The following is a 19,241-nucleotide window of genomic DNA, read 5'->3' on the forward strand; positions in this document are numbered from 1 at the left end:
ATGACCTTATAGGTCTTTAACTGCTCTTGCGACAAAGTGATCCATCCTTTTTTCATATTTTCAGTTTAATAGAATGTGACATTTTATCAAGTGAATCTAAAGGTGACATTATCACAAGTTAACAACACAGAATCAAAGATGACTTTGAATTTTTAATGTTATTTGTTATAATTTATTTATTAACTATAGAAAAGGGGATATATATGATAGTTACTACTACACCGCAAATAGAGGGAAAAAAAATAACCGAATACAAAGGGATCGTATTTGGGGAAGTAATTTCAGGTGTTGACTTTATTAAAGATTTTGCAGCCGGATTGACAAATTTTTTTGGAGGCAGGTCAGGTTCCTATGAAGGGGAATTAATTGAAGCGCGTGAATCTGCATTATCAGAAATGGAAAAAAGAGCTATATCTATGGGAGCAAATGCAGTAATAGGTGTAGATATAGACTACGAAACACTTGGGCAGGGAGGCAACATGCTTATGGTAACTGCTTCTGGAACAGCAGTTGTAGTCGAATAAATTTAAAAATGTCTATATTGTCTGCAGGATTCATTTGGATCACAAGAAATATAAAGCAAAATGTAAAGGTTAAATTATGAAGTCAAAAAATAAACTCATTCTTATATCACTGGCTGTGCTTATAATCATTATTGCCTTAATCGGATCAACATACTCCAAGGTTAAAAGCTTGGAACTCATTTCCAGTAGAGATGAACTGGTATATGTTGAGGGAAAGGATCCGGATTTTTCAAACTTGGAATTTTTAGTAGAGTTTGAAAATGGTTCAACAAAATCTTTGTCCGGAAATCAAATCAAGTTTTCAGATATAAATACGGCTGAACCAGGTGAAAAGATCGTAACAGGTGCGTACAGAAATGAAAAAATCGAAATTACTGTCTTGATAAGAGAAAAGAAATTAATCGAACTTGAAATCGTAAACCCACCTGATTTGGTAAATTACATTCAAGGGCAGAGCATAGAACTTGATGGAATTATAGTAAAGGGCCATTATGATAACGGAACCTACGAAGATTTAGATGGCAAGTTACTGGTAATCAACGATTATGATCCTGATATGATCGGCAGTCAGGAAATTAAGATAGGTTATAACGGCCATTATGATATATTCAAAGTCGAGTTTGCAAAAAAAACACTGCAGGGTATTGAAATCATTTCATTACCTACAAAACTTGTTTATCCTGAAAATGTAAATCTTGATCTTTCAGGTTTGAAAGTTGAGGCAATGTTTGACAATGGGATTCCGGAAATCATAAATGATAAGGACTTTAAAGTTGTCGGATTTGAAAAAAATAAAATTGGGGACCAAAATTTGACGGTTGCATTCGAGGGTCATTCAGCAGAATTTACAATTGAAGTAGAGAAAAAGAAAGAAGTGGGTATATCCGTAGCTAGCAGACCTTCTAAAGTCGTTTATGAGCTGAACGACAACATTGATTACAAGGGACTGAAGGTAGTTTTGGATTACGATAACGGGGAAACTGAAATAATAGAAAATGATAAACTTGTTATCTCGGGATTCAATTCAAAAATTGCCGGGACACAAAAGGTGTCGGTAAGATATAAAGATTATAAAACTGATTTCGATTTAAGAGTAAAACCGCTGATGGTAGGAAATCCGAACTCTATCGATGTAGTAGTTAACAAGTCCAGAGCCGTGTCGGAAGGATTTATTCCATCTGATCTTGTTAAGGTTGATATCCCGGTAGTTTATTTGAGCAGTGAAGCCAACAAAATGAAACGGGTTGCAGCTGATGCACTTTATGATTTGTATATTGCTGCCAAGGAAAGTGGATTTGAATTGATCGCAAGATCTGGTTACAGATCATATAATACCCAGAGCACTTTATATTCAAATAGTGTAAAAAACAACGGTTACGAACATGCAAGTAAATACAGTGCACAACCTGGTCACAGTGAACATCAGACTGGTTTGGCAATGGACGTAACTGCTAAATCTGTTAACAACCAGCTTGTGACGGCTTTTGGTTCTGCACCAGAGGGGGTTTGGTTGTCAAAAAATGCTCACAAGTTCGGCTTTATAATTAGATATCAATTAGGTAGCGAGGACATAACCGGATACGCTTATGAACCTTGGCATATCAGATATGTAGGTCGGGATATGGCATCGATCTTGTACAATAAGGGTATTACCTTGGAAGAGTACTTCGGTTTTAATTAACTATATAATACGAGGAGCGTGGCCATGGAAAAGAGACTCGAACGACTTATTAGTTATTGTCAAGGCATATACAAAAATGAGAATGGCAAGGAATTATACGACAAATATCTTGAGGACATAAAGACCATAACTCCACAAGATTTGATTTTTGTAGAAAATGAACAATTGAAGCTTGGTCTGGAGCCTAAGGAAATGTTGCTCTTTGTAGACAAGCTGATAAATGTTTTTTATAAGTATCTTAAGGATTATGAGTGGAAAAAACCGAAAGAAGATACATTTTTGTTTTATTTGATGGCTGAAAACAAAGAATTTATTTCCAGATTAAAAGAATTTAAAAATGTTATAAAGACGGATGATTTTAAAGACTATAAAGACAAAACCATCGCATTTATCGATGACATATCATTATATGATGAACATCTCTTAAAATTGGAAAATATTTTATTTCCTACGATGGAAAAAAAGATGGAGAAATACGATGGCCTGAAGATCATGTGGGCTTTACACGATGAAGTAAGAGAATCCCTAAAAAACTTTAGATCGAATCTGGAAAGCTATGATAATAATTTACATGATTTAAATATTGAGATAGGTAACCTATACTTCAAATTATATGGGTTGGTACAAAAGCAGGAACTGATCTTATTTCCGGCTTCTACTGAAGTTATTAGTGAAGATGAATTTGAAGATTTGCATTTTCAGAGTAGAGAATATGGATTCCCATATTTGGACAAGCCCTCTTTCAATGTACCCAAGTACAAAAAAGGTGAATTACAAGATTCAAATTCTGAAATATTCTATTCTGAAACTGGAAACATGACAATGGAACAGGTCAGGCTGCTCATGGATACTATCCCTTTGGACATGACTTTTGTTGATGAAAATGACAAGGTTGTATATTTCAGTAGGCCCAAAGAAAGAATTTTCCCGCGTTCTCCAGCCATAATAGGAAGAAATGTGAAAAATTGTCATCCTCCTGAAAGTGTTCACATTGTAGATGAAATTCTGGATTCGTTTAAGAATGCCAGCAAAAGCAAAGCGGAATTTTGGTTGCAAAGAAAGAATCTATTTATTTATATAACTTATTTTGCATTAAGAGATGAAAATGGAACTTATAAAGGCACACTTGAGGTCAGTCAGGAAATCAGTGGATTAAGAGCCCTGGAGGGAGAACAAAGATTGCTTCAGTGGAAATAGGCAAAACAAAAAATGCGTTCAAAAAAGTCAAAATTCAGCAAGGAGAGAATCAATGAAACACACTATTTCGTCTATTTATTTCAGTCCAACAAAAGGAACTAAGAAGATCGTAAACCAAATAGCCTGTGAATTGGGAGAAGTGAAAAATGAGTATGATATAACCTTGGCATCCAACCGCACGGAAGAAATAAATTTTCAGGACAAGGATCTTGTTGTAGTGGGAGTACCCGTATATGGAGGAAGAATTCCATTGATCCTTGAGGATTATTTTAATAAAATAAAAGGCAATGACACATTGGCCGTTTTTACAGTAGTTTACGGTAACAGAGATTATGATGATGCGTTGTTGGAACTGAGAGATGTTTTTGAATCAAACGGATTTATATGTGTAGCAGCCGGTGCGTTTATCGGTGAGCATTCATATACTGAAAAAGTTGCCGGGGGAAGACCGGACGAATCTGATTTGCTTGAAGCAAAATCCTTTGCTGCGAGCGTTAATGAAAAAATTGAAGCATTCATGCATGATGATCTTGAATACAACCGTGTAAACATCAAAGGCGGTCATCCTTACAAAGAAAGAAAACCAATGCCACCAATAGCACCAATGACAAATGATAAGTGCACTAAATGCAGATTATGTGCGGAAAACTGTCCTGTTGAAGCAATTGATTTTGTCGATTTTTCTAAAATTGATTCCAGCAAGTGTATAAAATGTTGTTCTTGTATAAAGATTTGTCCAGTAGATGCAAAATATTTCGATAACGAATTGATTTCAAAAATTACGGAATCATTGATAGAAAATTGTTCTGAAATCAGAAAAGAACCGGAAGTGTTCTTTTAAGGAAAAGAGGAGAATTATTATGAACATAAATTTCATTGACAACATACCTTTTAATTTGAATAAGGCAGACATTGCAGAAAAATTAAAACTTAGATCCAAGGAAAGTTTAATGGAGATCCTTGACGATATGATAAAAATAGCAATTAGCACTGCAATTCCCAAAGGAGTGTTTTTTAAGGCTGATATTACTGGGAATGACGATGAATCCATCGAATTTGCAGGAGAAAAATTTTCCAGCAGTTTACTTTCTGAAATAGGCAGCAAGACTAATGTAGTCTATCCTTACATAATCACATGCGGTATGGAGATAGAAGAATACTATAAGGACTTGGATGATATTATGGAACAATATATACTTGATGGTATCCAGGGCATCATACTTGAACAGGCAACCGAATTTATAGCAAAAAAAATTAGAGAAATGTATGATACAAAAGAGCTTGAATATCATATTCCAGGGGCTCTGAACGACTGGGATTTAATTGATCAGCCAAGACTGTTCGGTATTTTTGGAGACACCGAAAATTTAATAGGTGTTAAACTAAGTCATAGTAACTTAATGAAACCTACTAAAAGTGTTTCGGGAATTTATTACGAATCTTATGCTTGATGAATCACAGTGGAATTGTGAATATTTTGACAGGAATTAAATTTCGAGTTATAATAGTGTTGAAATTATATATCGAGAGGAGTAGGCAACTTGTCAGAAATCAGTTCATTTTCAATTGAAGATCTTAAAGACGAACTAATGGGCTTGGAAGAAGATCTTGAAGAGGTTCAGATGGAGAAAACCATGGTTTTAGGTCAAACAGGAATGCATATTTCAAGTAAAAAAGTAATGCAGCAAGCAAAAGAGTTCGAAGAAGAAATCAGCTCTATCAAAAAACAAATTCAAAGCATCAAAAAAGAATTGAAACGTCGGAGCCATTGATTTAGGCCCGACGTTTTTTATATCAGCATCATTACCGCGGCCATTCTACCGGTAGGATGACCATCTCTTCTGTAAGAATAAAATTTTTCACCCAGGCATTTTGTACACATTTCGGAGATGGTTATATTTTCTTCCTTTACGCCAGATCCCATAAACTGATCTTTGTTGAGATTCCATAAATCTACATGATATTTATCCTCGGATTTTATTTTGCAATATTTTTCCCAATTGTCAAATTTATTTCTAATTTCGTCAACGACGTCCAAGCCGACTTCAAAACAGCACTCACCGATCGATGGTCCTATTCCGATGAGACAGTCGGCAGGATCTGTATCAAACTCGTCCTTCATCTTATCTAATGTCTTGATTCCAATTCCTTTTACTGTACCTCGCCAACCGGCATGTGACAAACCGATGGCTTTTTTTACAGGATCAAGTATGAATAAAGGAACGCAATCAGCATAATAGGTGATCAATGCAATGTATTTTTGATTTGTAATGAGTCCGTCCACTTCTTCAATATCAGAAGGAAACAAGATGCCCTTGCCCTTGTCTTTTTCCTTAACGTTCCAAATGATATCCTTATGGATCTGGTCTGAAGAAGTAAAATTTTTAAGTTTTGTATCCAAGGCTCTTGCCAATATTTCAAAGTTTGATTTAATATCATTTCTATATGACTTTTCCCGGATGTTAAGATCCATTGAATCAAATGGTGGTTTACTTGTACCGCCAATCCTGCTGGTAAAGCAATGTTTTACCAACCCGCTCTGTTCAAAAGAATCAAAAGTAAAAAATTCGAAATTTTCATAAATATTTGTTTTCATTGACATAGGGTCACTCCTAAATTTGATTTACTTAATTATACCAAAATTTTGACTATGATGTAGTACTTAATAACCGGGCTGGAAATACTTGATAAAAGTTTAAGAATATATTCCAGCTAGATTATATAAAAGATGAGGGACAGGTTAAAATCAAGAATCATTTTTAAAATTTGAAGAAATCTTCCAGACTTTTTATATAATGAAATATTCCAGAAGAAAAGTGAGTATAAATAAATAATGCTGTTTATAAATAATTGTTATGGGTATCAAATTTAACGGAGTAATCTTTTGTGTACAAGCAAAATGATATGAATATTTGGAAGATATATAGTTGTTAAGTGTTAAATTTGTACAATTATGTATCCCAAGATACGGATTTGATCTTGCGTTTTTGCTATAATGCTCACAAGAGATTGAAAATTATTTAACCAAAGGAGAGATAAACTTATGAGCATGTTTTGTTATCAATGTCAAGAAGCAGCCAAAGGTGTTGGATGTACCATCAAAGGTGTTTGCGGAAAAAATGAAGATGTTGCAAACCTTCAAGATTTATTGATCTATACACTAAAAGGAATTTCACAGCTGGTTCTTAAGGCTGAAGAAGCAAATGTACAGATACCGGATACTTCGCATTTTATCATGAACGGCCTGTTCGTGACTATTACCAATGCAAATTTCGACGACGCTGCAATTATAAACCAAATAAAAACTGGCATCGCTTTGAGGGATGAAATAAAGGCTGTCTTGTCAAATGCAGGATTGGCTTTGGAAGGGTTGCATGATTGTGCTACCTGGACGCCTGCAAACGATGAAGCTTTATTGGAAAAAGCAAATGCACCTGAAGTAGGGATTTTAGCTACTGAAAATGAAGATGTGAGATCTTTGAGAGAACTGATCATCTATGGAGTAAAAGGCATGGCTGCATATGCAGAGCACGCATACAACTTGGGAAAAAGCAGTGACGAAATAAATAGATTTATGGTTAAAGCACTTGCGGCTACACTGGATGATACTTTAACTGCAGATGAATTGGTTGCTCTAACACTTGAAACAGGTAAATTCGGTGTTGACACAATGGCAATGCTGGATGCTGCAAATACGGGAACTTATGGAAATCCGGAAATTACTGAAGTAAATATTGGAGTAAGAAATAATCCTGCGATCCTTGTTTCAGGTCACGATTTAAAAGATTTTGAACAACTTCTGGAACAAACAAAGGGAACAGGTGTTGATGTTTATACTCATGGAGAAATGCTTCCTGCAAATTACTATCCCGCATTTAAAAAATATGACAATTTCGTTGGGAATTACGGAAATGCCTGGTGGAAGCAGAACGAAGAGTTCGAAACATTCAATGGACCTGTTCTGTTTACAACAAACTGCATAGTGCCACCTAAAGGTGATCAAGGATCAAGAATCTATACTACAGGAGCTTCTGGTTATCCTGGTTGCAAGCACATTGTTCCAGATGAAAATGGCATGAAAGATTTCACTGAAATCATAGAGCATGCCAAGAAGTTGAACCCACCTGTCGAGATCGAAAATGGAACTATTGTTGGAGGATTTGCACATGCGCAGGTGTTTGCATTGGCTGACAAAGTTGTGGATGCAGTTAAAACCGGAGCAATCAAGAAATTCTTTGTAATGGCTGGTTGTGATGGAAGAATGAAATCAAGAGAATACTATACTGAATTTGCCGAGCAACTTCCGCAGGATACTGTGATCCTTACAGCAGGTTGTGCAAAATTCAGATACAACAAGCTTCCGTTGGGAGATATCGGTGGAATACCGAGAGTTCTAGATGCTGGACAATGTAATGACTCCTATTCATTAGCAGTAATTGCGCTAAAATTGAAAGAAATTTTTGAGCTTAATGACATAAATGAATTGCCTATTGCTTACAATATTGCATGGTATGAGCAAAAGGCAGTAATCGTATTGTTGGCATTGCTTTATCTTGGAGTTAAGAATATACACTTGGGACCAACTCTTCCAAGCTTCTTGTCACCAAATGTAGCAAAAGTTTTAGTTGATACCTTCGGCATTGCTGGAATCGGAACTGTTGACGAAGATATAAAATTGTTCATGGCATAAGATGAATTATTACATAAAAGACTGAAATCCTAGGATTTCGGTCTTTTATTTGTATAAGGATAAAACATTGATTTTGTAACTAAAATGTAAAATTTGTTTGTACAAATGTCTACAAAGTGTTAATATAGACATGTTGATAAAAAAAACTTTGGAGGCAAGTATATGGGGTATGTTAAAAAAATCTTTACACATCAGTCGAATAATTTAAGCAGTAGACTTGTGGCATTTTTGGCTGCCGCAATCATAACAGCCGTTTCGACTTTGGGAATTTATTTGTATCAAAATAGTTTTTCTTATGAGGTGTATCTCAATGGAAGTATAGTTGGTACGGTAAAGGATCAAAAGATTATTGAAGATGTATATATTGATGTTGAAGAAAATCTTACTGAAAGATATGGAGAAGATTTTACATACCAAGGCAATATCGTAATAGAAAAAGTAAAAAATAAAACTCAAGATTATTTGACTGCAGCTGAAACTGCGAAATTGATCACTGATAAAATCGTTGTATACAAAACTGCTGCAGTAATTTTAGTAGATGAAAAAGAAATGCTCGTTGTCGAGACAGAACAAGCGGCGAAAAATATTTTAGAATCCATAAAGCAGCCTTACGAAGAAAAGTTTGTCACAGATAACGAGAATATCAAGTTGCTAGATATAGATTTCAAGCAAAATGTAAAAATAGAAGAGCAAGAGGTTTTAGCGGATAATATTTTATCTTTTGATGAAGCCCAAAAGATCGTAAATGGTGAAGAAGAAACTACTCAGACATACCTGGTGGCATCCGGCGACTCAGCCTGGACAATATCCAGATCTTTTGAAGTGGGTATGAGATCCCTTGAAGAAGCCAATCCCAAAAAGAATTTGGAAGAATTAAAGCCTGGTGATGTAATCAACCTGACCGTAATTAAACCATATTTGGATGTTGAATACACAGTTGAAGAAACTGCAACAGAAAAAATAAATTTCAATACAGAAAAGATAAAAGACTCGAGTATTTACGTAGGCAGTACTAAAGTGAAACAGGAAGGCAAATATGGAGAAAAAGAAATCGTAAGGGAAATCGTATATCTAAACGGATCAGTTTCAACTTCAAAGGTGTTGAACGAGAAAACCTTGATCGAACCAACCAATAAAATAATACTGGTTGGAACAAAATCCAGACCGGTTTCTGCGGTCAGTTCTTCAAAATCGGCTTCTGCTTACAACTCAAGTCTGGGAAATGCAATAGTGAGTGAAGCAAAAAAATATATTGGAACTCCCTACAGATATGGAGGTTCGACCCCCGCAGGATTTGACTGTTCAGGTTTCACATCTTATGTTTATAGACAAGTTGGAATAAGTATTCCAAGAACAAGCTACAGTCAACGATATGTTGGAGGTTATGTTGCCAAAAACAATTTAAAACCAGGAGATTTGGTTGCTTTTTCAGGACATGTTGGAATTTATGTAGGCGGTGGTAACTTTATCCACTCTCCAAGTCCAGGTAAAAGAGTTGAAATAACATCATTAAACTCTGCATATTGGAGATCGAAATATATTTCAGGCCGTAGATTATATTAATTTTAAACCGAACTTTTTTAAGTTCGGTTTTTTATATAATAATGTGATAATTTAATAAATTAGGGTAGTAATGTATTATTGATACAAATAAATGAGGAGATGATCTTTTATGAAAAGATTAACTACTTTTGCCCGAGAATTTAAAAATGATATGACGATTATCGATATTGCACTGTTAAAAACATCGGTAATTGCTTTGGGTCTATTAATTGGGATGGTCGTGCCGGGCAAATTAAAGAAAAAGACTGCAACATGCGCGTCTTTAGTTTTCTTATTGTCTTCCGGCCCTTTGACTGCTAAATTTGCAGGTAAAATCCTTGAGGAAATCGACTTGGATAAGAATGAATACGAAAATGATATTTATTGATCTAAAGAAGATATACAAAATTTTGTATATCTTCTTTAATAGAATATTCTGATAAATTAAAATATTTGCTTATTTCACTTTAATTCGAGAAAAGAAACCTGTATAATGGAAAATGGTTTTTGTAATTTTATGCACAAAAATCATAAAAACATACAGGGGGGAACTTATGACGGATGCTACGGTACATGCAATAGTTTTAGTATTATATTTATGCGTCATGCTCGGAGTAGGAGCATATTTTTTCAAGACAAGTAATAGTCAAAGTGATTATTTTTTAGGTGGAAGAAATTTAAATGTATGGGTAACTTCAATGAGTGCCCAAGCATCGGATATGAGCGGATGGCTGTTGATGGGTTTGCCTGGAACAGCATTCCTTTTGACCAAGAATAATGGGATAGCTGAGGCGGTTTGGACAGCCGTTGGATTGGCATTTGGTACTTATTTAAACTGGCTGATCCTTGCCAAGAAATTAAGACAATATTCAGAACATGCGGGAAATTCCATCACCATACCTACTTTTCTTGAAAATAGATTTGATGATAAGAGTCATTTGATCAAAATAATTTCAGCTGTTTTCATTGTAGTATTTTTTCTGATTTACACTGCTGCACAATTTTCAGCTGGAGCGAAGTTATTCAATGCTGTTTTTGGGCTCAAATATGAAACTGCATTGATATTAGGTGCAATAGTAATTGTTTCATACACTTTTCTGGGGGGATTTCTGGCAGTATGTTGGACGGATCTGATACAGGGAATACTTATGTTCTTTGCAATTATAACTCTGCCAATAATAGCTTTAACAAAAATGGGTGGGGTCAATGATACTATTGAGATAGCTTCAAATTTGGCTAACTTGTCAGATGGTTTCAATATCAATCATTGGCTGGGTACCGATACTTTAAGTTTTATGAGTATCATCTCAATAGCGGCATGGGGTCTGGGTTACTTCGGGCAACCGCACATACTTGCGAGATTCATGGGAATACGAAGATCTAAGGATGTGAAACCGGCTCGAAGAATTGCTACGACCTGGGTCGTAATTACCCTTGCGGCGGCAACAGTACTTGGGATAATAGGCAAAGCCTATATGTCGACCATAGTGAGCGCTGATGTTCTTGCAAATATGGATGGTGAAAAGATATTTATCTATATGGTACAAAATCTCCTTAAAGGACCAGGATTTGCAATAATAGCCGGGCTTCTGCTTACTGCAATTTTGTCCGCTATAATGAGCACTGCCGATTCGCAATTACTGGTAACATCTTCTGCTGTTTCGGAAGATATATTTAAAAATATATTTAAAGGAAGACTGCAAGATAAGCATTTGCTATGGATAAGCAGAATAACCGTTATAGTAGTTGCTTTGATTGCTTTAATAATCGCCAGCGATCCAAATAGTTCCGTATTTGATTTGGTATCATATGCCTGGGCAGGTTTCGGGGCGGCTTTTGGACCAGCAATTTTGTTGTCGCTGTATTGGAAAAGAATGAACTGGCAAGGAGCACTTGCAGGGATATTGAGTGGAGGAGCTACAGTATTGATCTGGAGAAATTTTATCAAATCATACATAAACTTATACGAACTTTTACCGGCTTTTGTGATCTCCATCGTGTTTATAGTTGTAGTAAGTTTATTGACTGCCGAGCCCACAAAAGAAATACAAGACAGTTACGATGAATACTTGAAATCCAATATATGAACGAAAAAAATGCTCCGATAAGGAGCATTTTTCATTTCACGATCAGTACTGGACATTTTGAGTTGTGTAAAATCTTTTGACTCACGCTTCCTATCAGAGCACCCGATACAAATCCTCTTCCATGGCTTCCCATTACGATCAAATCCACGTCTTCTTCAGTGGCCACGTCCATTATTTGCAGACTGGGAGAGCCGTATCTGATCATTGTTTTGATTTCAACATCAGTAGTTATATCAGCCAAAGTTATATCAATTGCCATTTTTCCAAGCTGCTCCAAAGCATCCTGGTTTACATTTATTCCGTAAGAAGCTGTGTAACCCCAGTAAGAGTCAGGGGAGTGTGTAATGTTCAATAATATGATTTCTCCATCAGTCATGTGAGCGATCCCTATTGCTTCCAGCAGTGCTCTTTTTGAAAAATCAGAAGCATCCGTAGGTACCAAAATCTTCTTGTACATTTTAAAGCCTCCTTCAAACATTATTTAGTTAATTACATTTTATCACATTTTTGCTTAAAAATCTTCTTCCCATTCAAGGGATCTGACTACTGCCTTTTTCCAACCGCTGTACAGTTTTCTCCTTTTTTCTTCTGTCATGGTAGGCACAAACTTTCTATCCAGTGCCCAATTACTCATAATTTCAACTTTGTCACTCCAAAACCCTACCGACAAACCAGCCAGATAAGCTGCTCCAAGCGCAGTGGTTTCAAGTATTTTAGGTCTTAAAACCGGAACATTCAATATGTCTGATTGAAAAGCCATTAAGAAGTCGTTTGCAGAAGCTCCACCATCGACACGCAGGGATTTTAGAGTGATTTTAGAATCATTTTCCATGGCTGTCAACACATCTTTTGTTTGATATGCTATTGCTTCCAAAGTAGCTCTAACGATATGTTCTCTTTTTGCACCTCTGGTCAAGCCGAAAATAGAACCCCTGGCATACATATCCCAGTATGGGGCACCTAAACCCGTAAATGCGGGGACTACGTAAACACCGTTAGTATCAGGTACCATGTTGGCATAGTATTCTGATTGGGCTGAATCATAGACCAGTTTTAATTCATCTCGCAGCCACTGTATTGCGGCACCTGCCACAAATATGCTCCCCTCAAGGGCATAGTTTATCTTGCCGTCGATTCCCCAGGCTATTGTAGTCAATAAACCACTATCGGATCTTACCTTTTTTTCACCTGTATTCATAAGCATGAAACAACCTGTTCCATATGTATTTTTGGCAGTTCCCGGTTCAAAACAAGCTTGCCCGAACAAGGCGGCCTGTTGATCTCCTGCAACTCCGGTAATAGGGATGTTGGCTCCGCCAAAAGTGTTGGGATCTGTATGTCCGAATATGCCACTTGAAGCCCTGACTTCCGGCATCATTGAATATGGTATGTCCAACTTGTCCATCAATTCGCGATCCCATTCCAGTGAGTTGATATTGAACAACATTGTTCTTGAAGCATTACTGAAGTCAGTTGCATGAATTCGTCCTTTTGTTAAATTCCATATTATCCATGTATCTATGGTTCCAAATAAAAGTTCGCCCTCGTCTGCTTTCTTGCGGGCTCCTTCCACGTTGTCCAGGATCCATTTTATTTTTGTTGCAGAGAAATAAGCATCTACCACCAATCCGGTTTTTTCTTTGATTATTTTTGACCAACCATCAGCTTTTAGCCCGTCGCAATAATCTGCCGTCCTGCGGCATTGCCAGACAATTGCATTATAAACCGGCTTACCTGAGTTTTTGTCCCACACCACAGTGGTTTCTCTTTGATTTGTGATCCCTATTGCAGCCACTTCAGTAGGACTTATACCATGTTTGTCCAGAACTTGTCTTGCAACGCCGCTTTGAGTGCCCCATATTTCCATTGGATCGTGCTCAACCCAACCGGCTTTCGGAAAAATTTGAGGAAACTCGCTTTGAGCAACACCAACGATCATACCTTTTTTGTCAAATAGTATGGCTCTAGAACTTGTTGTTCCTTGATCAAGAGAAAGAACATATTTATCCATGCATCCAGCCTCCATTTTATTTATACCTTCAGTATATCACGAGTTCATTAAAAATTCAGACAACTTAAAAAAGTAATTGACAAATAAATATCAAAGATGTAAAATTAAAAAAACGGCAAAGAAGCCAGTTAACTACCATGAAGGTAAAGAGGAGACACCTCTGTTATTTTCGTGGTTTTTTTATTATAAATTATTGGGATGGTGAATGATATGCTTTTAAAAAAAATTGAAGATTATTGGACAAACAGGGCTCAAGGATATTGCGAAGTAAATCTTAAAGAACTGAATTGCTATAAAAGGCATGCTTGGACTGAGTTGATAGCAGAATATTGTCCAAAAGTTGATGATAGAAGACTAGAAGTTTTAGATATAGGTACAGGACCTGGGTTTTTTGCCATAATTATGGCTGAAATGGGTCACCATGTCACAGCGGTGGATTATACCAGCGAGATGATTGAAAAAGCCAAGAATAACGCGGGCAAATTGAACGATAGGATTTCTTTCTACAAAATGGATGCTCATGATATCAAATTCGATGATAATACTTTTGACTTGATAATAACCAGAAATTTGACTTGGAATCTTGAAGATCCTGAGAAGGCTTATGCATCCTGGTACAGGGTGTTGAAGAAGGGTGGAGTTATGTTGAACTTTGATGCCAATTGGTATTTGCATGTCCACTACGAAGATAAAAGAGAAGAATATGAGCAAGACAGATTGCGCTCTCAAATCCATATGGTGGAAGATCATTATGTAAATACCGATACATCTGCCATGGAAGAAATTGCACGAAATCTGCCTTTAAGTAGAATTGAAAGACCACAATGGGACAGTGTTAAACTCTTGGAAACCGGTTTTAATAAAGTCTTTGTTGAATCAGGAATCGGTGACAAAGTTTGGGACGATGAAGAGAAAATCAATTACAGATCTACACCCATGTTCCTTATTGGAGGTATAAAATAGATATTTAGAATGTGAAATGTGATTCACTTAAAAACAGTGAAATCAATTATAAACTACAACCAGTTTTTATAGCCTTGGCTCATCTTTGAGAAAGGCTTTTTTTGACGTTATTTACATCACTCTATATCTTTGAAAGTCCATAAGGTGTATAATGTAACTGACGGGAGTTTAGATCGATCATTTAATATCGCAGTTTTCAAAACCGCTGAACAGACCAGACATATGCATTTTTTGTTTGAAAGGAGTGCAAATGTAAATGAAAACCGGTGGGAAGTTTTTAGGACTGCTCTTAACAGTGCTATTTCTCTTTTATGGTTGTAGCGATGTTAAAAATGACTCTCCATTTACTATGAGCGTGACGCCCGAAGAACTCAAGGGTTTTTCGATTTCCGACCAGAGTATACACTACCTCGTTACTGTCAGTGATGAAGCTGAAAATGATCCTGTAACAATAACTGCTTCAGCTACGGGAGCCAATGTAACCGTAGTGCAAGGCGAAATCATTGAAGGGCAGGTCGCGGAAGTTATAGTAGTTCCAAATACCGAAAGTGTCGGAAAAACAGTAGAAGTGTTGATAGAAGGCAAGCGTGGGTCGGTTTTCGAGAATAAGACCATGACCTTCGAAGTTATCGAGGGCGAAGATGATAGAAAAGACTACGCTGAAGAACTCCTTATTCCATTTGTCAATTACCTTTCACAGGTTCATCCAGAATTCAATATAACTTCAGAGACTGAGTGGACAGGGACAATTGTAAGTCCACAGTGGTTGGTAGTTTCTCATTATCTGTTTTTTTCTGATGAATGGGAGTTGCATCTGGAGTGGCATGTTATGATAGCACCTTCTGATTGGGCGAGAATCGATTTAAGGCACAGATTTGACGAGATAAAACCTTCTAAAGCTTTTGAGATTTCTTCAGTTAGCTTGGGGTCAAGTCCAACATCAATTGAGGTGCCTGCTGAAATATGGAGATAGGTATGATATTGTCTTAACAGGTGAATTGAGAGATAAAAGGGAGAAGTACCCAAGTGGCTGAAGGGTCTGCACTCGAAATGCAGTAGGTCGGCTAAACCGGCGCGAGGGTTCAAATCCCTCCTTCTCCGCCATTAGAATCCCAAAAATCAGCGTTTGGACCATTAGGATTAATGACCAATCTGATTTTTTCAGAGTCATACAGGAAGATCTTTTCAACGATCTGCTGTATGATTTTTTTTGCCCATCTTTTGAGAGGTTTTGTAAATGCGCCTTAGAACTGAATTCTTCAAAAAGCTCATCCACACTCTCGTTTTGCGGCTCAGGTATGCTATTTAGCTCTATAAGCTTGAATTCCAGGACGTTTTTTTGTTTAGTCAACAATGTTATCATCTTAGTTGTTTCTTCTGCGTTTAGGCCGTTTTCTATCGATTTATACAAATTTGAAATTTTAGTGTTAAGACCACGGATTTCTTTTTCATATCCAAGCATTTCTTTTTCAATCCCGCTTCTTCTATAACTTTCATGGATTCGTTTGCAGATGCTGTGAACGTTTCGTCTATTGAATATTTTTCCACTGATATTCTGGATTACAGATTGCTCAAGTTTATCTTTATTGATTGGCTTACAAGAGCAGCTGTTATTGCGTTTTTTATTATTGCAGACGTAATAGCTGTATTCCTTATTTCTATATCGCCTTGTTTCGCCAGTCATTGATCCACCACATTCTGCACATATAACCAGTAGAGCATAACTGCGACATCATCAGGTAGGAGAACCATTCTTAATTATTTTACAGGAGAAGTGTTAAAATGTGGTATAATTAGTTGGTGTTTGCTCTACTACTAAATATTTTATGAAAATACAAAGACCTATCTAAGGTGAAGTCTTGTTAATAGATTTATGTTTAATATGTCATCTAACAAAGTAGGGGATTAGATATGCTGACAATTGCGATATGTGAAGATGATTTGAAACAGCAACAAGAACTGGAAGAACGCGTTACTGATATGGATTTGAAAGAGGCCGTTGATCTGTGTAAGTTCAATTCAGGGGAAGAACTTATACAGGATTATGAAGATGGAAAGAGATTCTCCATCATTCTTCTCGACATGCAACTGAATGTTCTGGACGGCATCCAAACAGCAAAATTAGTGAGAGAAATGGATGAAAATTGCATCATAATTATCATCACATCAATTATAGAGTATGCTGTAGAAGGCTACAGTATAGATGCTTTTGATTTCATACTAAAACCTGTAGACAAAGAGAAGTTTAATATGGTATTAACCAAAGCCATAAAGGAGATACAGGCAAATGTAAACAAGGTCTATGTTATTCAAACAAGAGAAAAGTTGTTAGGGATTAGAATGTCAACGATTTTATATATCGAAAGTTACAAAAAAAGCGTTATCGTACATGCCGGGGATAAGAGCTACATGAACAATGAAAACATTAGCTATACTGAAAAGAAGCTCAAGAATGATGGGTTCATAAGAATCAGTCGATACTATTTGGTTAATGTAAGTCATATCAAACAAATTGGAGTGAAAACACTTATTCTCACATCAGGTGAAGAGTTAAATTATAGTAAGAAATTTCGAGATCCACTCAAGAAAGAGTACATGAATTTTATGATGGGAGGTATGTAATGTTATTAGAATTCTCATCCGACATAGTTTTGATAACGAATAATATAGTTGGGTTGTTTGTTGTAGTCCGATTTTTGAACCATATCTTGGAAAAACGAGAATGCTCTGTTCTTATTCGCAGATTAGGATTGACAACAATACTTATTCTATACATTGCAATCAATATTATTTCTGACAATCTCATAGTTAACCTCGCCCTAGTATTTATGGTTAATTTTCTTGTTGGATTTATATTTTACCAAGGGAAGATGCGGGTTAAATTAATAATAGCAGTTTTTATAGTCATATTTTCTTTTATTACTGAGCTGATCACAGCAATGTCATTCGGATTGCTGTTTGGTGCAAGCATTCAAGGAGTTAGAGACAATCCAATGCACTTATTCCTTGGAAGCGTAGTTTCGAAAATACTATTGATCTTATTGATTGAAGTGGTCATCAGATTTAGAAGAAGAAAAGCTTCAAATGTATCGTTAAGCTCCTGGCTCTTAATTCTATCTATACCGTTAGTTAGTGTTGTATTGGCTGTAATAAGTGTGTATCAACCGGTCATCAACAACACATTTGATGATTTAGGAGTTATAGCATGCTTGTCCATCGTTTATATCAATCTCATGGCGTTTTATCTGTTTGACAATATAATCGTACAAACAGACGAAAATAACCAATTCAGGTTTAAAGAAGAACAGCTGCTATTACAACAGAACCAGTATAAGAACATTATTGCCGGTTATGATCAAGTCAAAAGAATTCGCCATGATATGTTAGGGCACTTAATTACAATCAGTGGGTATCTGAAGAACAGTCAAATCAAAAAAGCTATGGATTATATCAAGGAGATTCATAGCGATTTGGATCTGTCAAATCAAGGGATAATATCTACGAATGTTGCAGTCGATGCGATTATTAATAATAGAAGTTCAAAGGCTAAAAAGCTTGGTATAGGATTTGAACATGAAATAATGATAGCTAACAACATGCAAATCAACGATGTAGATCTATGCATTATTCTAGGAAATGCTTTGAATAACGCGATAGAGGCTTGTCAAAGAATCGATGGGAATATTCCGAAGAAAATAGATGTTAAACTAAAGTATAAGCGCAACTCGTTGTTGATTGAAGTTAAGAATCCATGCGATTGTTCTACAATAAAAATGAGAAATGGTTTATATTTGTCATCAAAACCATATAGAGCTACCAATTCTATTGGAACAGGCATTGGTAATATTAAGTCTGTGGTAGAAAAATATCGTGGATTATGTGAGATGGACTTTCAGTCAGATATTTTCCTTTTTAGAGCGGTAATCCCTGATGTAGAAAGTGGGATTTAGTAACAGGCAAGTCGATTCGTTGCTTTTCAAGGATGTTTCGTTCCAATTTTAATAAAAATTCGATGTAAGATGTTATAGTCATATTGATTTAGGGATTTTCTCTAGATCAATATGACTATTTTAATTTGAGGGGAAAACGAATGAATAGTTTGCTTACTTATATGGACTTTTTATTGTTATTAGGATTACTCTTGGCATTATCAAGTATTCAATTATATAAACTCTATAAAATTGAATGTGGTATTAAACTAGAAAATATTCTGTTGAGAATTTCACTTGTTCTTTATTTGTTGGTACTACTTCAATTTGCAGTTATGCCGATTATAAGTCTTTTGTATACATTCCACTACACTTGAGTTTGTAAGCCGATTCAAATTCAAAGATGCGAAGAGTAGAAAATAAATTGTAGGTATTATTTATGAAAACCGTGAATGAACATTAGTTTTTGTATCGTTAGGTTTAAAAAAATCAAGGAGTTGAAATTATAATGAAAAAAACTTTAGTATTGACGTTAATATTAGTATTATGTATGGTTAGTATAGGAAATTCAGCATTAGCTCAAGAAGAGCTATTGGTTGATGACACAAAATTAGCTA

Annotated in this window: 18 protein-coding genes, 1 tRNA gene and 1 pseudogene; 15 read left to right on the forward strand and 5 right to left on the reverse strand. The window is 36.0% G+C overall.

Annotated features, from left to right (window positions below; all coding sequences use genetic code 11):
- The first annotated feature begins 203 nt into the window (after positions 1-203).
- The 6 genes from IWB18_RS11105 to IWB18_RS11130 all read left to right on the forward strand — a co-directional run bounded on the left by IWB18_RS11105 (position 204) and on the right by IWB18_RS11130 (position 5,174).
- Positions 204-524, forward strand: coding sequence for a putative heavy metal-binding protein (locus IWB18_RS11105; protein ID WP_195683696.1), 321 nt, complete (start codon positions 204-206; stop codon positions 522-524).
- A 76-nt stretch (positions 525-600) separates the two neighbouring features.
- Entirely contained in the window at positions 601-2,205 is a 1,605-nt protein-coding gene (locus IWB18_RS11110) for a D-alanyl-D-alanine carboxypeptidase family protein (protein ID WP_195683697.1), read from the forward strand.
- Between the two features lie 24 nt (positions 2,206-2,229).
- A complete protein-coding gene (locus IWB18_RS11115) occupies positions 2,230-3,402 on the forward strand; it encodes a DUF438 domain-containing protein (protein WP_195683698.1) in 1,173 nt (390 codons plus the stop codon).
- Positions 3,403-3,454: 52 nt separating this feature from the next.
- On the forward strand, positions 3,455-4,243 hold the full coding sequence (locus IWB18_RS11120; RefSeq protein WP_195683699.1) for an EFR1 family ferrodoxin: 789 nt from the start codon (positions 3,455-3,457) through the stop codon (positions 4,241-4,243).
- 19 nt (positions 4,244-4,262) lie between these two features.
- Positions 4,263-4,853 (forward strand): hypothetical protein, encoded by a 591-nt coding sequence (locus IWB18_RS11125; protein ID WP_195683700.1) that lies wholly within the window; start codon positions 4,263-4,265, stop codon positions 4,851-4,853.
- 90 nt (positions 4,854-4,943) lie between these two features.
- Positions 4,944-5,174, forward strand: a complete 231-nt coding sequence (locus IWB18_RS11130; protein ID WP_195683701.1) for a hypothetical protein — start codon at positions 4,944-4,946, stop codon at positions 5,172-5,174.
- Positions 5,175-5,191: 17 nt separating this feature from the next.
- On the opposite strand, the gene pgeF is transcribed toward IWB18_RS11130, so the two are convergent.
- Positions 5,192-6,004: a peptidoglycan editing factor PgeF gene (gene pgeF, locus IWB18_RS11135; RefSeq protein ID WP_195683702.1), complete on the reverse strand. Its 813-nt coding sequence runs from the start codon at positions 6,002-6,004 to the stop codon at positions 5,192-5,194.
- Positions 6,005-6,445: 441 nt separating this feature from the next.
- Between pgeF and hcp the strand changes: the two genes are divergently transcribed.
- The 4 genes from hcp (at position 6,446) to putP (ending at position 11,721) form a co-directional block, all read left to right on the forward strand.
- Positions 6,446-8,092 (forward strand): hydroxylamine reductase, encoded by a 1,647-nt coding sequence (hcp, locus tag IWB18_RS11140; protein ID WP_195683703.1) that lies wholly within the window; start codon positions 6,446-6,448, stop codon positions 8,090-8,092.
- Between the two features lie 162 nt (positions 8,093-8,254).
- On the forward strand, positions 8,255-9,655 hold the full coding sequence (locus tag IWB18_RS11145; RefSeq protein ID WP_195683704.1) for a C40 family peptidase: 1,401 nt from the start codon (positions 8,255-8,257) through the stop codon (positions 9,653-9,655).
- 109 nt (positions 9,656-9,764) lie between these two features.
- On the forward strand, positions 9,765-10,022 hold the full coding sequence (locus IWB18_RS11150) for a permease of phosphate ABC transporter (protein WP_195683705.1): 258 nt from the start codon (positions 9,765-9,767) through the stop codon (positions 10,020-10,022).
- Positions 10,023-10,188: 166 nt separating this feature from the next.
- The gene (gene putP / locus IWB18_RS11155; protein ID WP_195683706.1) at positions 10,189-11,721 is read left to right on the forward strand and encodes a sodium/proline symporter PutP; all 1,533 of its coding nucleotides are present in this window, start codon (positions 10,189-10,191) and stop codon (positions 11,719-11,721) included.
- A 31-nt stretch (positions 11,722-11,752) separates the two neighbouring features.
- Here putP and IWB18_RS11160 read toward each other — a convergent pair whose 3' ends face one another.
- Both IWB18_RS11160 and glpK read right to left on the reverse strand, forming a co-directional pair.
- A complete protein-coding gene (locus tag IWB18_RS11160) occupies positions 11,753-12,178 on the reverse strand; it encodes a universal stress protein (protein WP_195683707.1) in 426 nt (141 codons plus the stop codon).
- Between the two features lie 54 nt (positions 12,179-12,232).
- On the reverse strand, positions 12,233-13,732 hold the full coding sequence (glpK, locus tag IWB18_RS11165) for a glycerol kinase GlpK (RefSeq protein WP_195683708.1): 1,500 nt from the start codon (positions 13,730-13,732) through the stop codon (positions 12,233-12,235).
- 210 nt (positions 13,733-13,942) lie between these two features.
- Here glpK and IWB18_RS11170 point away from each other — a divergent pair, with 210 nt between their 5' ends.
- The 3 genes from IWB18_RS11170 (at position 13,943) to IWB18_RS11180 (ending at position 15,799) form a co-directional block, all read left to right on the forward strand.
- A complete protein-coding gene (locus tag IWB18_RS11170) occupies positions 13,943-14,695 on the forward strand; it encodes a class I SAM-dependent methyltransferase (RefSeq protein ID WP_195683709.1) in 753 nt (250 codons plus the stop codon).
- 256 nt (positions 14,696-14,951) lie between these two features.
- The gene (locus IWB18_RS11175; RefSeq protein WP_195683710.1) at positions 14,952-15,668 is read left to right on the forward strand and encodes a hypothetical protein; all 717 of its coding nucleotides are present in this window, start codon (positions 14,952-14,954) and stop codon (positions 15,666-15,668) included.
- Between the two features lie 39 nt (positions 15,669-15,707).
- A tRNA-Ser gene (locus tag IWB18_RS11180) sits at positions 15,708-15,799 on the forward strand.
- Between the two features lie 291 nt (positions 15,800-16,090).
- Here IWB18_RS11180 and IWB18_RS11185 read toward each other — a convergent pair.
- Entirely contained in the window at positions 16,091-16,243 is a 153-nt protein-coding gene (locus IWB18_RS11185) for a hypothetical protein (protein ID WP_195683711.1), read from the reverse strand.
- A gap of 13 nt (positions 16,244-16,256) precedes the next feature.
- A pseudogene (locus IWB18_RS12765) lies at positions 16,257-16,409 on the reverse strand (zinc ribbon domain-containing protein); the annotation flags it as partial.
- A gap of 197 nt (positions 16,410-16,606) precedes the next feature.
- Between IWB18_RS12765 and IWB18_RS11195 the strand changes: the two are divergent.
- On the forward strand, positions 16,607-17,317 hold the full coding sequence (locus IWB18_RS11195; protein WP_195683712.1) for a LytR/AlgR family response regulator transcription factor: 711 nt from the start codon (positions 16,607-16,609) through the stop codon (positions 17,315-17,317).
- 248 nt (positions 17,318-17,565) lie between these two features.
- Positions 17,566-18,645, forward strand: a complete 1,080-nt coding sequence (locus IWB18_RS11200) for a sensor histidine kinase (protein ID WP_195683713.1) — start codon at positions 17,566-17,568, stop codon at positions 18,643-18,645.
- The last annotated feature ends 596 nt before the right edge of the window (positions 18,646-19,241 follow it).

The organism is Alkalibacter mobilis, from assembly GCF_015594845.1.
GTDB lineage: Bacteria > Bacillota > Clostridia > Eubacteriales > Alkalibacteraceae > Alkalibacter > Alkalibacter mobilis.